Genomic DNA, 14,150 nt, shown 5'->3' on the forward strand with positions numbered 1-14,150 from the left:
CAAACATATTTGTTACAATTTATTCATTGCTATATTCAATTAAACCAATCTTGTGAATTTTTTCGTATAAGGTAGTACGTCCTATCCCCAGCATTTTTGATGCTTTTGTCATATTCCCATTTACGTGATTCAATGCATGTTTAATGGCAATTATTTCTGCCTGCTTTATTGTAATAACTCCATTATTATACAATGGCATATTAAAACTTTTATTGTTTTGGCCTTTCGTCATGGCATTAAAAATCCTATTTGGTAAATGTTCAGGTAAAATTTCTTTATCTTCAGCCATACAATAAGCATATTCTACTGCATTTTCAAGCTCACGTACATTCCCCGGCCATTCCCATTTATCAAGTATTTCACGGGCCTTATCAGAAATTACTTTATGAGTACCATTAATTAAATTATGCCGCCTTAACATATAGTCTATCAGCAAATCTATATCTCCTTCCCTTTCTCTTAAAGGAGGTGATACAATATTTATAACATTAATTCTGTAATATAAGTCCTCTCTAAAGCTTTTCTCCTTTATCATTTCATCCAGATTCTTATTTGTTGCAGCTATTATTCTAACATCAATGGCCATTTCTTTAAATCCACCAATTCTCACTAAGCTTTTCTGTTGTAAAACTCTTAGAAGTTTACTTTGCATATCAAGAGGCATATCTCCTATTTCATCAAAAAATAACGTCCCTCCATGAGCCATTTCAAACTTTCCAGGTCTTCCACCTTTAAGAGCTCCAGTAAAAGAACCTTTTTCATATCCAAATAACTCGCTTTCAATTAGATCCCGTGGTATTGCCGAACAATTTATAGCAATAAAAGGTCCATTTTTCCTAATTCCATGATTATGAATTGCCTGTGCAATAATTTCCTTTCCGGTACCACTTTCTCCCTGAATTAATACTGTGCTGTCATTTCTCCCTGCTATTTTTATCATCTTTTTTGTATTTTGTATTGAATTACATTTACCAATAATATTGGAAATAGTATATTTAGCCTGAGCACCTGTTAATTTATTTACCATAGATTTAACCTGGGTTATGCTGCGAAATACATCCAGGCAGCCTATCATATTTCCCCGTTCATCTTTCATGGGAATAGCAGTTTTAACAAAATGTATCATCCCATTTTTTCCTTCCAACCTGAATTCCCTATCAATATATCCTTTTCTGTTTTTTATCACCTCAAGTATTGTTGGCTCAAAGTCCACACTTTCTGTTATATGTTTTCCTATACAGGATTTATCAATGCCCAGTATCTGCATACCTGCCGGATTAACGGAAGTGATGATACCCTCCATATTAACTGTAAGCATACCATCTGATATGGTATCAAAAATTATACCATATAAATTGCTCTTTGTGTCCAGCTCCCTTTCAACATTCTGCATTTTTATATTATTTGTTATCATCTTACTTGATATAGCCAGGATAGTATCCAAATTACTGACTTTATTTTTCAATATACCTGTTCCGCCTAATATAGAGCAAATATTATTATTCTCATCATAAATTGGTACAGCAACACAAAATACATCATGATATTCTCTGCAATAATGTTCATATCCTGATATCGTTTCAACTTTACCAGTTTTAGCACACATGGAAATTGCTGTGGTGCCAATTTTCTCTTCTGAATAGCAAAATCCAGGTCTGTTGCTTATTTTTAAGGTATTACACAATAACTCATCATGGCTTTTTTGCACAACTAAAACACACAAATCCGTATCCAGCAGTGTAACTGTTAATTTATACTCCTCAAATTGCTCACATAATTCTTTCATAACAGGTTTTACAATTTGTATGATTTTTTTATTTTTATGAAGAGAGTTTTTCAATTGCCCGTCTCGAACCATATTTTTCTCCAAACATATTTTATTAGGATTAACTCCTGCCTCCCTTGAATGAATCCACGACTTAGCAATATTTTCAGATAAGCTGCCATCAATACTACCAGTATTCTGAAACATTTCCCATATGAATTTTTTGTTTTTGTCCATACAAATTCCCCTTCCTATTTTCTGCCTTTCAAATAATACTACGTACGAAAATTTAAAAATATCACAACATATCCAATTATATTATGAAAAGGTTTACAATAAATCTTATAATTTTATGTCTCTATTATACACCTTAGATACTTCTTCCTCCAATTACATTAATGAACTATATAATTAAAATGAAATAATAAATTTATAAAATATACTAAAAAGTATTGAACATTTATTTTAATATGGTATAATAAAAATTAATCAATAGAAATTATTAATTAATTTAGAATATTACTTAATCTGATATACGGGCACATTAATGAATAGGAGGTATTTGTTATGAAAGATAAAAAGGAATTAAAGTTAGAGGAAAGATCAAATGAGGATGTAATAAATAACAAGATAATATTTGCAACTGAAGAAGATGAAATAGTATTGAATTGTGAAGGACAGCCTTGTAATTTTACTTACAACAAGGATTTAAAAAATCAATAGAGTTTTTTATTTACTTTAATTTTACAGCAGCTGGTCAGCTGCTTTTTTTCTGCAATTCGCAAGCTGAATCAGTTTAGAAAAAATTCTTCAACAAAACAATTGATTTTAGAATATTCTCATGTGCAGATATATATTGCGGATTGCAAATTAAATGCATATGTAAATTCCCACCTCTTTCACTTAACTTAGAGGCGGGATTGAAAACTTCCTGATAATTACATTAAAAATATTACATTGCTGAAACCAATCATATACCTACCACTAAATGTAAGCCTATATAATCTTACATTACATTGGCTCTGCCGTTGTATACAATACCTCTTGTAACATCCATAGTTATAAAGGTACCTGTCTTCAATACTTCAGTTGCGCCTCCTGCGCTGCATATAATAGGTATTTCCCTGGTTATACACTCAATGGCAAGATGTGATGTCAAGCCGCCTTTTTCCGCTATAACTCCTGAAACCCTGTCTAATACATTCATATATCCTCTATCCAAATTTTTAACTACTAAAATGTCATCTCTTTCAACAATTTCATCTGCTTCTTTAGGGCCGTTTACTATCTTCACATTACCATATCCAGGCCTGATTCCTGATCCCCTGCCCTGAACCAATATATCTCCTACTATGTGCACCTTCATCATATTGGTGGTTCCTGAATAACTTACAGGTATACCTGCCGCTATAATTACCAGATCGCCTTTTTGTACATAACCGCTTTTTAAAGATATTTCAACAGAATTCTCTATTAATTCATCTGTGGATTCCACCTTCTTTGTGAGTATAGGATACACTCCCCAATTCAGTGCCAGACTCCTTGCGACTTTATTACTTGGAGTCACAGCTATAATGTGGCATTGAGGTCTGTACTTTGAAACCATTCTGGCTGTATGGCCGCTTTGAGTAGCAGTTATTATAGCCGATGCCTTTAATTCCGAAGCAGTAGTGCAAGTAGCAAGGCTTATGGCATTTGGAACATTTTGTATGTGAGTTTCTCTCTTTTTGCCCAGTAAAGTATCATAATCAATTTTTTCTTCTGCAGTTTGAGCTATTTTTGCCATGGTCTGTGCAGCTTCTACAGGATATTTTCCATTGGCGGATTCCCCGCTTAGCATTATGGCATCTGTTCCATCAAATATGGCATTGGCTATATCCGATGCTTCTGCTCTTGTAGGTCTTGGATTTCTTATCATGGAATCAAGCATCTGAGTGGCAGTTATAACCGGCTTCCCCACCCTATTGCATTTTTCTATTATGATCTTTTGAATTAGTGGAACCTGTTCTATGGGAATTTCCACTCCCATGTCTCCTCTGGCCACCATTATGCCATCGGAAAATTTTATTATTTCATCTATATTGTCAACACCTTCCTGGCTTTCAATTTTAGAAAATATCTGTACGTCTTGTCCTCCATTTGCCTCAAGTACTTTCCTTATGGTCAGCACATCCGAAGCTTTTCTTATAAAAGAGGCAGCTACCATATCTATTCCCATTTTACACCCAAATTTCAGATCCTCTTCATCCTTTTCCGTAATAGCCGGAAGAGCTATGGAAACCCCTGGAACATTTACCCCCTTGTGATTACTGATGGTTCCGCTGTTTTCAACTATACAATGTATTTTATTTCCTTCAACATTTTCAACCTTCAAGTCAATTAATCCATCATCAATCAGTATATGGTTGCCCTCTTTAACGTCTTCACTCAGTCCATCGTAAGTCACATAACACCTGTGGTTATCACCTAGGACATCTTCTTTACAATAAATAGTGAATTTATCATTTTCCTTTAATTCCACACTATCTTCCTTAAAATTTCCCGTTCTTATTTCAGGTCCCTTGGTGTCCAGCATGATTGCTATCGGCTTGCCATACTTCTTTCTCAATTTCTTTACAGTATTTATCCTCTCTTCATGTTCAGCATAATCCCCATGGGAAAAATTGTGTCTCGACACATTCATGCCAGCTTCAATAAGCTTTGATAAAACTTCCTCTGAACCACTTGCAGGCCCAATAGTAAAAATCATTTTAGTTTTTTGCATAGTATATAACTCCTCCTCAATACAAGATTTATTCTGAAGCACTGCTCAGGCTAATGCATTTGCTATTTTATATAATTTATTATCAAAATGTCTTGGTATGCTTAAAGCCTCATCTATATCCAAATCAATAATTTCCTTACCCTCAATTCCAACAAGTCTTGAGGTCTTTCCCTTTTCCAGCAGCTCCACAGCCCTGTATCCAAATCTTGAAGCCAATATTCTATCTAAACAGCTGGGACTTCCTCCCCTTTGAATATGCCCAAGTTTTGTTGCCCTGGCTTCTATTCCCGTAACCTTTTGTATTTTTTGTGCAAGAGCTTCAGCTCCTCCAATACCTTCTGCCAGAACTATTAAATTATGCAATTTGCCCTTGATTTTTTCTTCCATTACATTTTTACACAATTCATCCTGATCATATCCCATTTCAGGCAGAATTATATTTTCAGCTCCTCCTGCAAGTCCGGAATAAAGTGCTATATCTCCACAATTTCTTCCCATAACTTCCACCACACTTACCCTTTCATGGGAAGTGGATGTATCCCTTAATTTATTTATGGCATCTAAAACCGTATTCACTGCTGTATCAAATCCTATAGTAAAATCCGTGTATGATAAATCATTATCTATAGTACCTGGAATCCCAATGGTTGCTATAGACATTTTGGACAATTTCTGAGCTCCTCTAAAAGAACCATCTCCTCCAATTACCACCAGTCCGTCTATACCAAACTTCTTTAGCATCTGCACCGCTTTTTTTCTTCCCTCTTCCGTCTTGAATTCTTCACTGCGGGAAGTTTTTAATATGGTTCCCCCCCTTTGTATAATATCTGCCACACTTCTTCTATCCATAGGCATTATTTCACCATTTATCAATCCACTGTATCCTCTTTCTATTCCCATCACAGTAAAATTTTTATCTAAAGCCGTTCTCACTACTGCTCTTATGGCAGCATTCATGCCTGGGGCGTCTCCACCGCTTGTTAATACAGCTATTGTTTTCATATTAGTACCTCCCATGACCGCTGGGACTTTTGATGTCCCATTCAGACTAGAACCAACCTTTTACATAATTACAGTTCCAATTATATCATACAATTATGTTTTTTTCACCATATTCTGGTGTTAATTTATCAAGTAATTCTCAGATTCAGGTAAAGTTTGCCCATAAACAATACTCTCCTTGCTTTGAAAACCAGGAAAGAAAATTTTCTCTCTAATATTTTGCTTATATTACAACAAAAATATACTGGTTTTCAAATAATTTTTAAATTTTCTTCACCAAATCTTTTTTTCAACATAGAAACAAGCTCCGAATCAGGTTCTACCCAAAGCTCCCTGTCAAGTCTGAACTTTTTTCTCTCTTTCTTTGTACATAAATACACGGGCATATTGCCTTTAAAATTTGAAAATATAGTTTTAACATCAATCAAGACATTTTTTAAATCCGATTGATTCTCAATTAAGATATAAAGTTTACCTATATCCACCCTTACCAGAGGTTCTATAATTTCGCAGAGAAGTTTTGGCTGTTCTTCCTCCCTGACACTTACCCTGCCCTTTGCTATAATCATGGAATCATCATAAATCAGATTCTTAAATTTCTGAAATACCTTTGGAAATATTATTATTTCCATAATACCATAAAGATCTTCTAATTTCGCAAAAGCCATCATATCATTGTTTTTTGTTATTTTTTTGGATACTTCAGAAAGTATTCCTCCAATTATAACCTTATCGCCATCTCTTACCTTGGTTTCCTCCACGAAACCTTCTTCCAGAGTTTTCACGCTTACTATGTCGGATATCTTCGTATCCGTTTGAAGTTTTAAAGTCTTGGCATATTCGTCAAGGGGGTGTCCTGAAAGGTACAAACCTGTCATTTCCTTTTCCAATGCAAGCATATCTGTCTTTCTAAACTCTCCTATTTTGGGATACTGTATTTTTACACCATTATCTTCAATTTGCGAGAATAAGCTGACCTGACCTTTTATATTTTTCTTTCTAGAATTTATCACACTGTCAATTACCTTCTCATGCACTGCCACAAGCTGGGATCTATATACTTTGAAGCAGTCGAAGGCACCTGCCTTAATAAGGCTTTCCACAACTCTTTTATTTATTGAACTCACATCTATATTATTACAAAAATCAGCTAAATCCTTAAATTTCCCATGATGCAACCTTGACTTCACTATACTGTCTATTATATTTTCACCTACATTTTTTATAGCAGACAGTCCAAATCTGATGCTTCCATTTTCCACTGTAAATTTAGCACAGCTTTCATTTATGCTTGGAGGCAGTATTTCTATTCCCGCGCTTTTTGCAAACCTTATATAGTAGGCAACTTTTTCACTGTCACCTTTTACACTATTTAACATGGCTGCTGTAAATTCAACTGGATAATAATACATTAAATATGCAGTTTGAAATGCCACAACCGCATAAGCTGCTGCATGGGATTTATTAAATGCATAGGATGCAAAATCAATCATGGAATCAAATATTTTATTGGCAATGCTCTCAGATATGCCATTTCTTATACAACCGGGGACTTGAATCTCTCCATTGTCATCAACTATTCCATATACAAAATTATGTCTTTCCTCTTCCATGACATGATGTTTCTTCTTGGACATGGCACGCCTTACCAGATCGCTTCTTCCCATAGAATATCCTGCCAAATCCCTTACAATCTGCATTACCTGTTCCTGATACACCATACATCCATAAGTAACAGAAAGAATATGCTCCAGCTGGGGGGTTATGTATTCCACTTCATGGGGATTATTTTTATTTTTAATATACTTTGGTATTTCAGACATAGGCCCTGGTCTGTAAAGGCTTATTCCTGCTATTATATCCTCCAGTGAATCCGGTTTTAATTCCTTCATAAATGAAGTCATTCCAGGAGACTCCAGCTGAAATACCCCTGTTGTCTTTCCCTGGCCTATCATATTGTATATGGACTTATCATCATAATCTATATTATCTAAATCAATTTCTTCACCCTTATCCTGTTTCACCATGTCAACTGCATCTCTAAGCACAGTTAAGGTACGAAGTCCCAAAAAATCCATTTTTAAAAGTCCAAGTTCCTCCAAAGTATTCATGGTAAATTGAGTTACTATATTATCCTCGTTTCTTTGAAGGGGCACGTAATTCACAAGGGGCCTTGAAGCTATTACAACTCCTGCTGCATGAGTGGAAGTATGTCTTGGAAGTCCTTCCAGGGCTTTTGCCACATCTATAAGCTCCCTTGTTCTGGACTCACTGTCATAAGCTTCCTTAAATTCAGGATTCATTTCAAGTGCCTTATCTATAGTTATATTCAAAACCGTGGGAATCATTTTAGCTATTCTATCCACTTCTCCATAGGAATAATTCATGGCTCTTCCCACATCTCTTATAGCTGCCCTGGCCGCCATAGTTCCAAAGGTCACAATCTGGGAAACATTATTTTTCCCATATTTTTCTACAACATAATCTATAACCTCTCCACGTCTTTCATAGCAGAAGTCACTGTCAATATCAGGCATGGAAACCCTTTCCGGATTTAAAAATCTTTCAAAAATAAGGTTGTATTTTATAGGATCTATCTTGGTAATTCCAAGAGTGTAGGCAACTATGGAACCTGCACCGCTGCCCCTTCCAGGCCCCGTCATAATTTTATTTTCTCTTGCAAATCTTATAAAATCCCAAACTATGAGAAAATAATCCACATACCCCATGGTCTTTATTACGCCCAGTTCATATTCCAGTCTGCTTTTTAATTCATCATTTATATTTTTATACCTTTTTTCAAGACCTTTATAACACAAATCTTTCATATAATCATAGGGATCTATTCCCTCCGGAAGAGTAAATTTAGGAAGCTTTGATTTATGAAATTCATAGTCAAAATTACACTGCTCTGCTATTTTAACTGTATTTTCCAGTGCCTCCGGTACATTTGAAAACATCTTATACATTTCTGCCGGCGATTTTAAATAGAATTCATCTGAGGGATATTTCATCCTGTCCTCTTCATCTACAGTTTTTCCAGTTTGTATGCAGAGCAAAATATCATGAGCTGTATAATCTTCTTTTCTTATGTAGTGAACATCGTTGGTAGCCACCAGGGGAATATGAAACTCTTTAGACATAGATATGAGCTGCTCATTTATTTTAAGCTGCTGCTCTATCCCATGATACTGAAGTTCAAGATAAAAGCCATCTTTAAAAGTATCTTTATAAAAAAGTGCCGTATCCTTTGCAGTCTTTAGGTCATCCTTCAATATATTGGACTGTACTTCGCCGCTCATACAGGCACTTAGTGCTATTAGTCCGCTGCTGTGGGATTTTAGATAGTCATGATCCACTCTGGGTTTATAGTAAAACCCTTCTATAGAAGCAGTGGAAACTATCTTCATTAGGTTTTCATATCCTTCTTCGTTTTTTACAAGAAGCACAAGATGATAGTTTTCATTTTTGCCATTATTTTGTTTTACATGCATGGAACCTTGAGATACATATATTTCGCACCCTATTATAGGTTTGATTCCCTGGGCCTTAGCCTCTTTATAAAAATCCACACATCCATACATAACTCCATGATCCGTTATTGCCATGCTGTCCATTCCCAGCTCCTTGGCCCTTGCTATAAGTTCCGGAATCTTGGCTGAAGAATCCAAAAGAGAATATTCCGTATGTTGGTGCAAACTCACCCATTTACATTTTTCCTCCATAATCAAATTACCCCCTTGTTTGGAGGAGCATCAGGATAATTAGATTTAATCCAGACCTAATTATCCTACTCCCTGACCATTAACTGTTAAAATCTACAGATGCCGAAGAGCTGACCAATGGTTTTAAATTAGCCTGTACTTCATTTACATGCACTGGATGAACTTGATAAGCATCCATATCCTGGCGGGAATTAAAAGTGGCAATTAAAGCTACATCATAGGACCTTTCGGATTCCACTACATCCGTACCCACCTTTATTGTATTTAAAGTAGGTACATTACCCTCCACACGCATCAATATGTTCTTGACCTTTTCCATATTCTCCTGATTTCTTTCTTTTAATTTAAAAAAGACCACATGAATAAACATAATTTATCACCTCCTTATCATTCTTGCAGATAAAATGCATTTTCCCACTATATCCTTACTGACATCAAACATGTCAACTTCCACTTTACAATAATTTATGCCTTCATCTATTGTATTTACATATATATCAATTTCACTATCAACTTGCACAGGCTTCATAAAATATGTATTTATACTGTCAACCAGTATATTCGCATTGTTTTTTTGTCTCAGAATCACAATTGCCATAGTTGACAATAACATGTTCAGTGTGCTCCATGAAGCAGTGCCTATAGGATCCAGCATTTCAGGAGTTATTTTTCCAATAAAATGTGCCACATTATCCTCAATTTTGAATTCAAATTCTTTTAGTATGGAATCTTCAAGAGTCTCTCCTGCCTGAGGCTGCCTTGCCATATATTGAAGTGCCTTTATCACATCTCTTCTTGTTATAACACCTGCTAGTTTTTTGCCTTTTACTACGGGAAAAAGCTCTATCCCCTCCCAGCCCATTATGTGGGCTGCATAGGCCACTGTAGTTTTAGGCGTCACCGTAATGGGGTCCTTATGCATTATCTTGCCTATCTGCTCAATATCTGTCTGATGATTTGACAAATCCTTTAAGGACACAATTCCCACCACTCTTTTATCACTGTCTACTACAGGATATCTCTCATGCTTAACTTCCTGCATTATTTTTTTCCACTTTTCAACTGTATCTGTAATTTCCAGGTAACAAGAATTATCTTCCATTATATCTTCTACAAGAACTATATCCTTTTTTATCAAGTTTTCCGAAATAGCCCTGTTTATCATACTAGCTACAGTAAAAGTATCATAACTGGTGGATATTATAGGAAGACATTTTTCATTTGCCAGGTTTTTTATTTCATTGCTGCATTCGAAACCTCCGGTTATAAGAACACCTGCATCATTTAAGAGCGCAAGTTTTTGTGCTTCTTCCCTGTTCCCTATTATAACCAGGCAGTCCTTCCTTATATATCCCTTCATGGCTTCTATAGTCATTGCCCCTATTATAAAGCTGTGAAGTATTTTATGTATTCCATTTTTACCTCCCAGCAAACTTCCATCCACCACGTTTATCACTTCGCCATAAGTTAGGGCCTCTATATTTTTCTTTTCAACTTTCTCCACTCTAATGGTCCCGACCCTTGGAATGGTAGTAACTATCCCCAGAGTATCAGAATCTTTTATAGCTCTATATGCTGTTCCATCGCTGACACCTAATTCACTTGCCACACTTCTAACTGAAATCTTAGTGCCGACTTCCAGTGAAAGTATATATTTTATTATATCTTCATGCTTCGACATATACTCTGTTCCTACCTTTCTTTTCTAAATTCTCCTGCTATTTTTTCAATTCTTCTTAATCTATGATTTACTCCCGATTTACCTACCTTGGGATCCAGCATTTCACCCAATTCTTTTAAAGATTCATCTGGATAATTTAATCTTAATTCTGCAACCTCCCTTAAATTTTTAGGGAGTCTATTTAAACCTATTTTCTTTTGTATAAGTTTTATGCTTTCCACCTGTCTTACTGATGCGTTAACAGTTTTACTTAAATTTGCAGTTTCACAATTTACAAGCCTGTTCACATTATTTCTCATTTCTTTTACTATTCTTATATTTTCCAAATTTAAAAGTGCAGAGTAAGCTCCTATTATACTTAAAAGATCTACAATCTGTTCTCCTTCTTTAATATATACTATAAAACTGTTTTTTCTCTGTATCACCTTGGAATTCAAGCCATATTCATTTATAAGGTGACTTAAATCCCCTGCATATACCTCATTGTGAGTTACAAATTCCAGGTGGTAAGTTTTTTCCGGATTACTGATACTTCCCCCTCCCAAAAAAGCCCCTCTTATATATGCTCTTTTAAGTGAATCAGTTTCTACCATATTTTTCGGTATACTGTAATCTAAAGAAAATATATTTTCTTCCTCTTTTAAAATTCCCACTTCTTTGAGCAGTGATTTAACATTCTCGTCTTCTGTTATAATTATCTCATATACATTATTTTTTTTTAAGGAATTACTTTTTTTAACTAATATCTTTGTATGTATGTTAAATTTATTTTTTAATACTTTAAAAAGGAATCTAGTAATTGCCGCATTTTCTGTAATTATCTTAAAACTAAATTCCTTGATGCGGCCTAAAAGTAAAGTTCCACTTACTTTCATTATTGCGGATAATTCTGCTGCGGCTTCTTCTCTGCTCATATCCGTATACCTGCAAATCTCATTTTTTACCTTTAATGAAAACGACATATCTATTCTCCCATTTATCTCTTCATTTCCTTTAATCTCTCTGATAGATAGAAATATTCTATTATCTTCTTTCTATCATACAAGAGTTTTTTATCCATGATAGTTTCTATCAATATAGAAGCTAATTTTTCAGAATTATGTCTTATCAATCCATTTTTAATACTTATAAAGTCCCCTTCTATTGCCTTTACTCCAAGTGAAGAAATTAACTCTTCATTTATTTTAACCAGATGGGATTCTTCTTCTTTATATTTTCCTTCCAGTTCCCTGTCTATTTTACCTACATTTACGATTACATAATCCATTATGCCGCTGCCTATATGATCAAAAATAGTTCTTATATGATCTTCTACGGAAAAGCCATCCGTTTCACCAGGCTGAGTCATTATATTTGATACATAAAGCCTTATGGCACTGGTATTTCGTACAGCACCAGCTATATCCCTAACTAAAAGATTGGGAATTACACTGGTATAAAGACTGCCCGGCCCCAATATTACAGCATCTGCTTCCAGTATGGCATCCACTGCTTCCTTTAAGGCCCTGGCATCTTCAGGTTCTATAAATATCTTGTCTATAACACTATTCTGTGCAATAGCCTGTTTAGGAATATTAGATTCTCCTTCCACAATGGATCCATTTTTAAGTTTTGCTTTTAAAACCAAATTATCCAGAGTAACAGGCATCACCTTTCCCGTTACTGCAAGAACGGAGCTCATCTTATGAACAGCTTCCTCAAAATTTGCCGATATTCCATCCATAGCCGCTAAAAATAAATTTCCAAAGCTCTGGTTCTTCAATCTCCCATCCTTGAACCTGTACTGAAGTAAATCCTCCATAAGCGGTTCGGTATCTGCAAGGGAAAGTATACAGTTCCTTATATCCCCAGGTGGAAGCATTCCCAGATCCTCTCTCAAGTCACCGGAACCTCCTCCATCGTCTGCTACAGTCACTATGGCAGTTATGTTTGAAGTGTAATACTTAAGTCCTCGCAGCATGGTGGAAAGCCCTGTACCTCCGCCTATGGCCACAATCTTGGGCCCCTTTACCAAAAGACGCTTTTCATATATGAGATTTTCCAACTTTTTGGAGTCCAAAGACACACTTAAATATCCTTTATTTATTAAAGCTATTATAGAACGCATTCCCTGAGTTATAGAAATATATACTACAAAAATTCCCGATATAATTAAAAATATATAAAAGGATATATAATAAAAACTGTAAAATCTCCTATTTACAAATTCTATCACCCCAAATATTATAAATAACACTCCCATGGCTCCAAGCATGACCCATCTTTTAACCTTTATGCCAGGTCTAAGCCAATCTACAATCCTCATAGTTTTTTACCACCTTTATTATTTACATCTTCTTCAATGTCTCTGTGGTCTATATTGACTTTATGTCCATTGGCTTTTAACCTACTGTAAATAGCATTTGCAATAGTGACAGAACGATGCCTTCCTCCAGTACATCCTATGGATACAATAAGCTGTCTCTTACCTTCTTTTAAATAATTGGGAATTAGAAATTCCAGCATATCCTCCAGCTTATCTATAAATACCAATGTTTCTTTGAAATTCATTATATAATCTATTACAGGTTTATCTTTTCCCGAATACCTTTTTAATTCAGAAATATAGAAAGGATTTGGCAGAAACCTTACATCAAACACCAAATCTGAATCCACAGGTATACCGTATTTAAATCCAAAAGAAAGCACAGTTATCATCAATTGGGTCTCAATCTGACCTTCTTCTGAGTATATTTTTGTTATTTCTTCTCTCAGCTCCCTGGTTGCAAGCTTTGAAGTATCTATTATATTATCCGCCCTGTCTTTTATATCTCTAAGCCTGTTTCTTTCCATAAGTATTCCCTTTAAAATTCTGCCATCAGGAGCCAGTGGATGTTTTCTTCTGGACTCTTTAAATCTTTTAACAAGAACCTCGTCTGAAGCATCTAAAAATAATATCTCATATTTATATCCTTCTCTTTTTATATAATTTAAACTTTCAAATATATCATCGAAAAACTGCCCTCCCCTTATATCTATTACTAGAGCTATTTTATCTATTTTGCCATCTGTTTGATAACAGGCCTCTGCAAATTTAGGTATAAGGGTAGGGGGGAGATTATCTACGCAAAAGAATCCTAAATCTTCCAAGTTTCTCACTGCCTGAGTTTTTCCAGCTCCGGATAATCCCGTCACTATAACAAATCTCATAGCTGCATCCCTCCACCAACAAAT

General features: G+C 35.2%; 10 protein-coding genes. 1 reads left to right on the forward strand and 9 read right to left on the reverse strand.

The window, feature by feature from the left end:
• Nucleotides 1–19: 19 nt before the first annotated feature.
• Complete coding sequence (locus tag AB8U03_RS02950) at nt 20–2,002, reverse strand: sigma-54 interaction domain-containing protein (protein WP_369703057.1); 1,983 nt, start codon at nt 2,000–2,002, stop codon at nt 20–22.
• A 330-nt stretch (nt 2,003–2,332) separates the two neighbouring features.
• Here AB8U03_RS02950 and AB8U03_RS02955 point away from each other — a divergent pair, with 330 nt between their 5' ends.
• The gene (locus AB8U03_RS02955; protein ID WP_369703058.1) at nt 2,333–2,488 is read left to right on the forward strand and encodes a hypothetical protein; all 156 of its coding nucleotides are present in this window, start codon (nt 2,333–2,335) and stop codon (nt 2,486–2,488) included.
• 283 nt (nt 2,489–2,771) lie between these two features.
• On the opposite strand, the gene pyk is transcribed toward AB8U03_RS02955, so the two are convergent.
• From pyk to rapZ, 8 genes are all read right to left on the reverse strand, one after another.
• On the reverse strand, nt 2,772–4,529 hold the full coding sequence (gene pyk / locus AB8U03_RS02960; RefSeq protein WP_369703059.1) for a pyruvate kinase: 1,758 nt from the start codon (nt 4,527–4,529) through the stop codon (nt 2,772–2,774).
• 45 nt (nt 4,530–4,574) lie between these two features.
• Complete coding sequence (pfkA, locus tag AB8U03_RS02965) at nt 4,575–5,531, reverse strand: 6-phosphofructokinase (RefSeq protein ID WP_369703060.1); 957 nt, start codon at nt 5,529–5,531, stop codon at nt 4,575–4,577.
• A gap of 251 nt (nt 5,532–5,782) precedes the next feature.
• Nucleotides 5,783–9,256, reverse strand: a complete 3,474-nt coding sequence (locus AB8U03_RS02970) for a DNA polymerase III subunit alpha (protein ID WP_369703061.1) — start codon at nt 9,254–9,256, stop codon at nt 5,783–5,785.
• Nucleotides 9,257–9,335: 79 nt separating this feature from the next.
• Entirely contained in the window at nt 9,336–9,626 is a 291-nt protein-coding gene (locus AB8U03_RS02975) for a Dabb family protein (protein ID WP_369703062.1), read from the reverse strand.
• A 6-nt stretch (nt 9,627–9,632) separates the two neighbouring features.
• Nucleotides 9,633–10,937, reverse strand: coding sequence for a DRTGG domain-containing protein (locus AB8U03_RS02980; protein ID WP_369703063.1), 1,305 nt, complete (start codon nt 10,935–10,937; stop codon nt 9,633–9,635).
• Nucleotides 10,938–10,948: 11 nt separating this feature from the next.
• Entirely contained in the window at nt 10,949–11,899 is a 951-nt protein-coding gene (gene whiA, locus AB8U03_RS02985; RefSeq protein ID WP_369703064.1) for a DNA-binding protein WhiA, read from the reverse strand.
• 14 nt (nt 11,900–11,913) lie between these two features.
• Nucleotides 11,914–13,242 carry a gluconeogenesis factor YvcK family protein gene (locus AB8U03_RS02990; RefSeq protein ID WP_369703065.1) on the reverse strand — a complete coding sequence of 443 codons (1,329 nt, stop codon included), beginning with the start codon at nt 13,240–13,242 and terminating at the stop codon, nt 11,914–11,916.
• Nucleotides 13,239–14,126 carry an RNase adapter RapZ gene (rapZ, locus tag AB8U03_RS02995; protein WP_369703066.1) on the reverse strand — a complete coding sequence of 296 codons (888 nt, stop codon included), beginning with the start codon at nt 14,124–14,126 and terminating at the stop codon, nt 13,239–13,241. The genes AB8U03_RS02990 and rapZ overlap by 4 nt, the downstream gene beginning before the upstream one ends.
• Between the last annotated feature and the right edge of the window lie 24 nt (nt 14,127–14,150).

The organism is Clostridium moutaii, from assembly GCF_041205085.1.
Lineage (GTDB): Bacteria > Bacillota > Clostridia > Clostridiales > Clostridiaceae > Clostridium_B > Clostridium_B moutaii.

Bases quoted from the DNA above. Each gene is read 5' to 3' on its own strand.
- AB8U03_RS02950 (WP_369703057.1), bottom strand. From the start codon at position 2,002: ATGGACAAAAACAAAAAATTCATATGGGAAATGTTTCAGAATACTGGT.
- AB8U03_RS02955 (WP_369703058.1), top strand. From the start codon at position 2,333: ATGAAAGATAAAAAGGAATTAAAGTTAGAGGAAAGATCAAATGAGGAT.
- pyk (WP_369703059.1), bottom strand. From the start codon at position 4,529: ATGCAAAAAACTAAAATGATTTTTACTATTGGGCCTGCAAGTGGTTCA.
- pfkA (WP_369703060.1), bottom strand. From the start codon at position 5,531: ATGAAAACAATAGCTGTATTAACAAGCGGTGGAGACGCCCCAGGCATG.
- AB8U03_RS02970 (WP_369703061.1), bottom strand. From the start codon at position 9,256: ATGGAGGAAAAATGTAAATGGGTGAGTTTGCACCAACATACGGAATAT.
- AB8U03_RS02975 (WP_369703062.1), bottom strand. From the start codon at position 9,626: ATGTTTATTCATGTGGTCTTTTTTAAATTAAAAGAAAGAAATCAGGAG.
- AB8U03_RS02980 (WP_369703063.1), bottom strand. From the start codon at position 10,937: ATGTCGAAGCATGAAGATATAATAAAATATATACTTTCACTGGAAGTC.
- whiA (WP_369703064.1), bottom strand. From the start codon at position 11,899: ATGTCGTTTTCATTAAAGGTAAAAAATGAGATTTGCAGGTATACGGAT.
- AB8U03_RS02990 (WP_369703065.1), bottom strand. From the start codon at position 13,242: ATGAGGATTGTAGATTGGCTTAGACCTGGCATAAAGGTTAAAAGATGG.
- rapZ (WP_369703066.1), bottom strand. From the start codon at position 14,126: ATGAGATTTGTTATAGTGACGGGATTATCCGGAGCTGGAAAAACTCAG.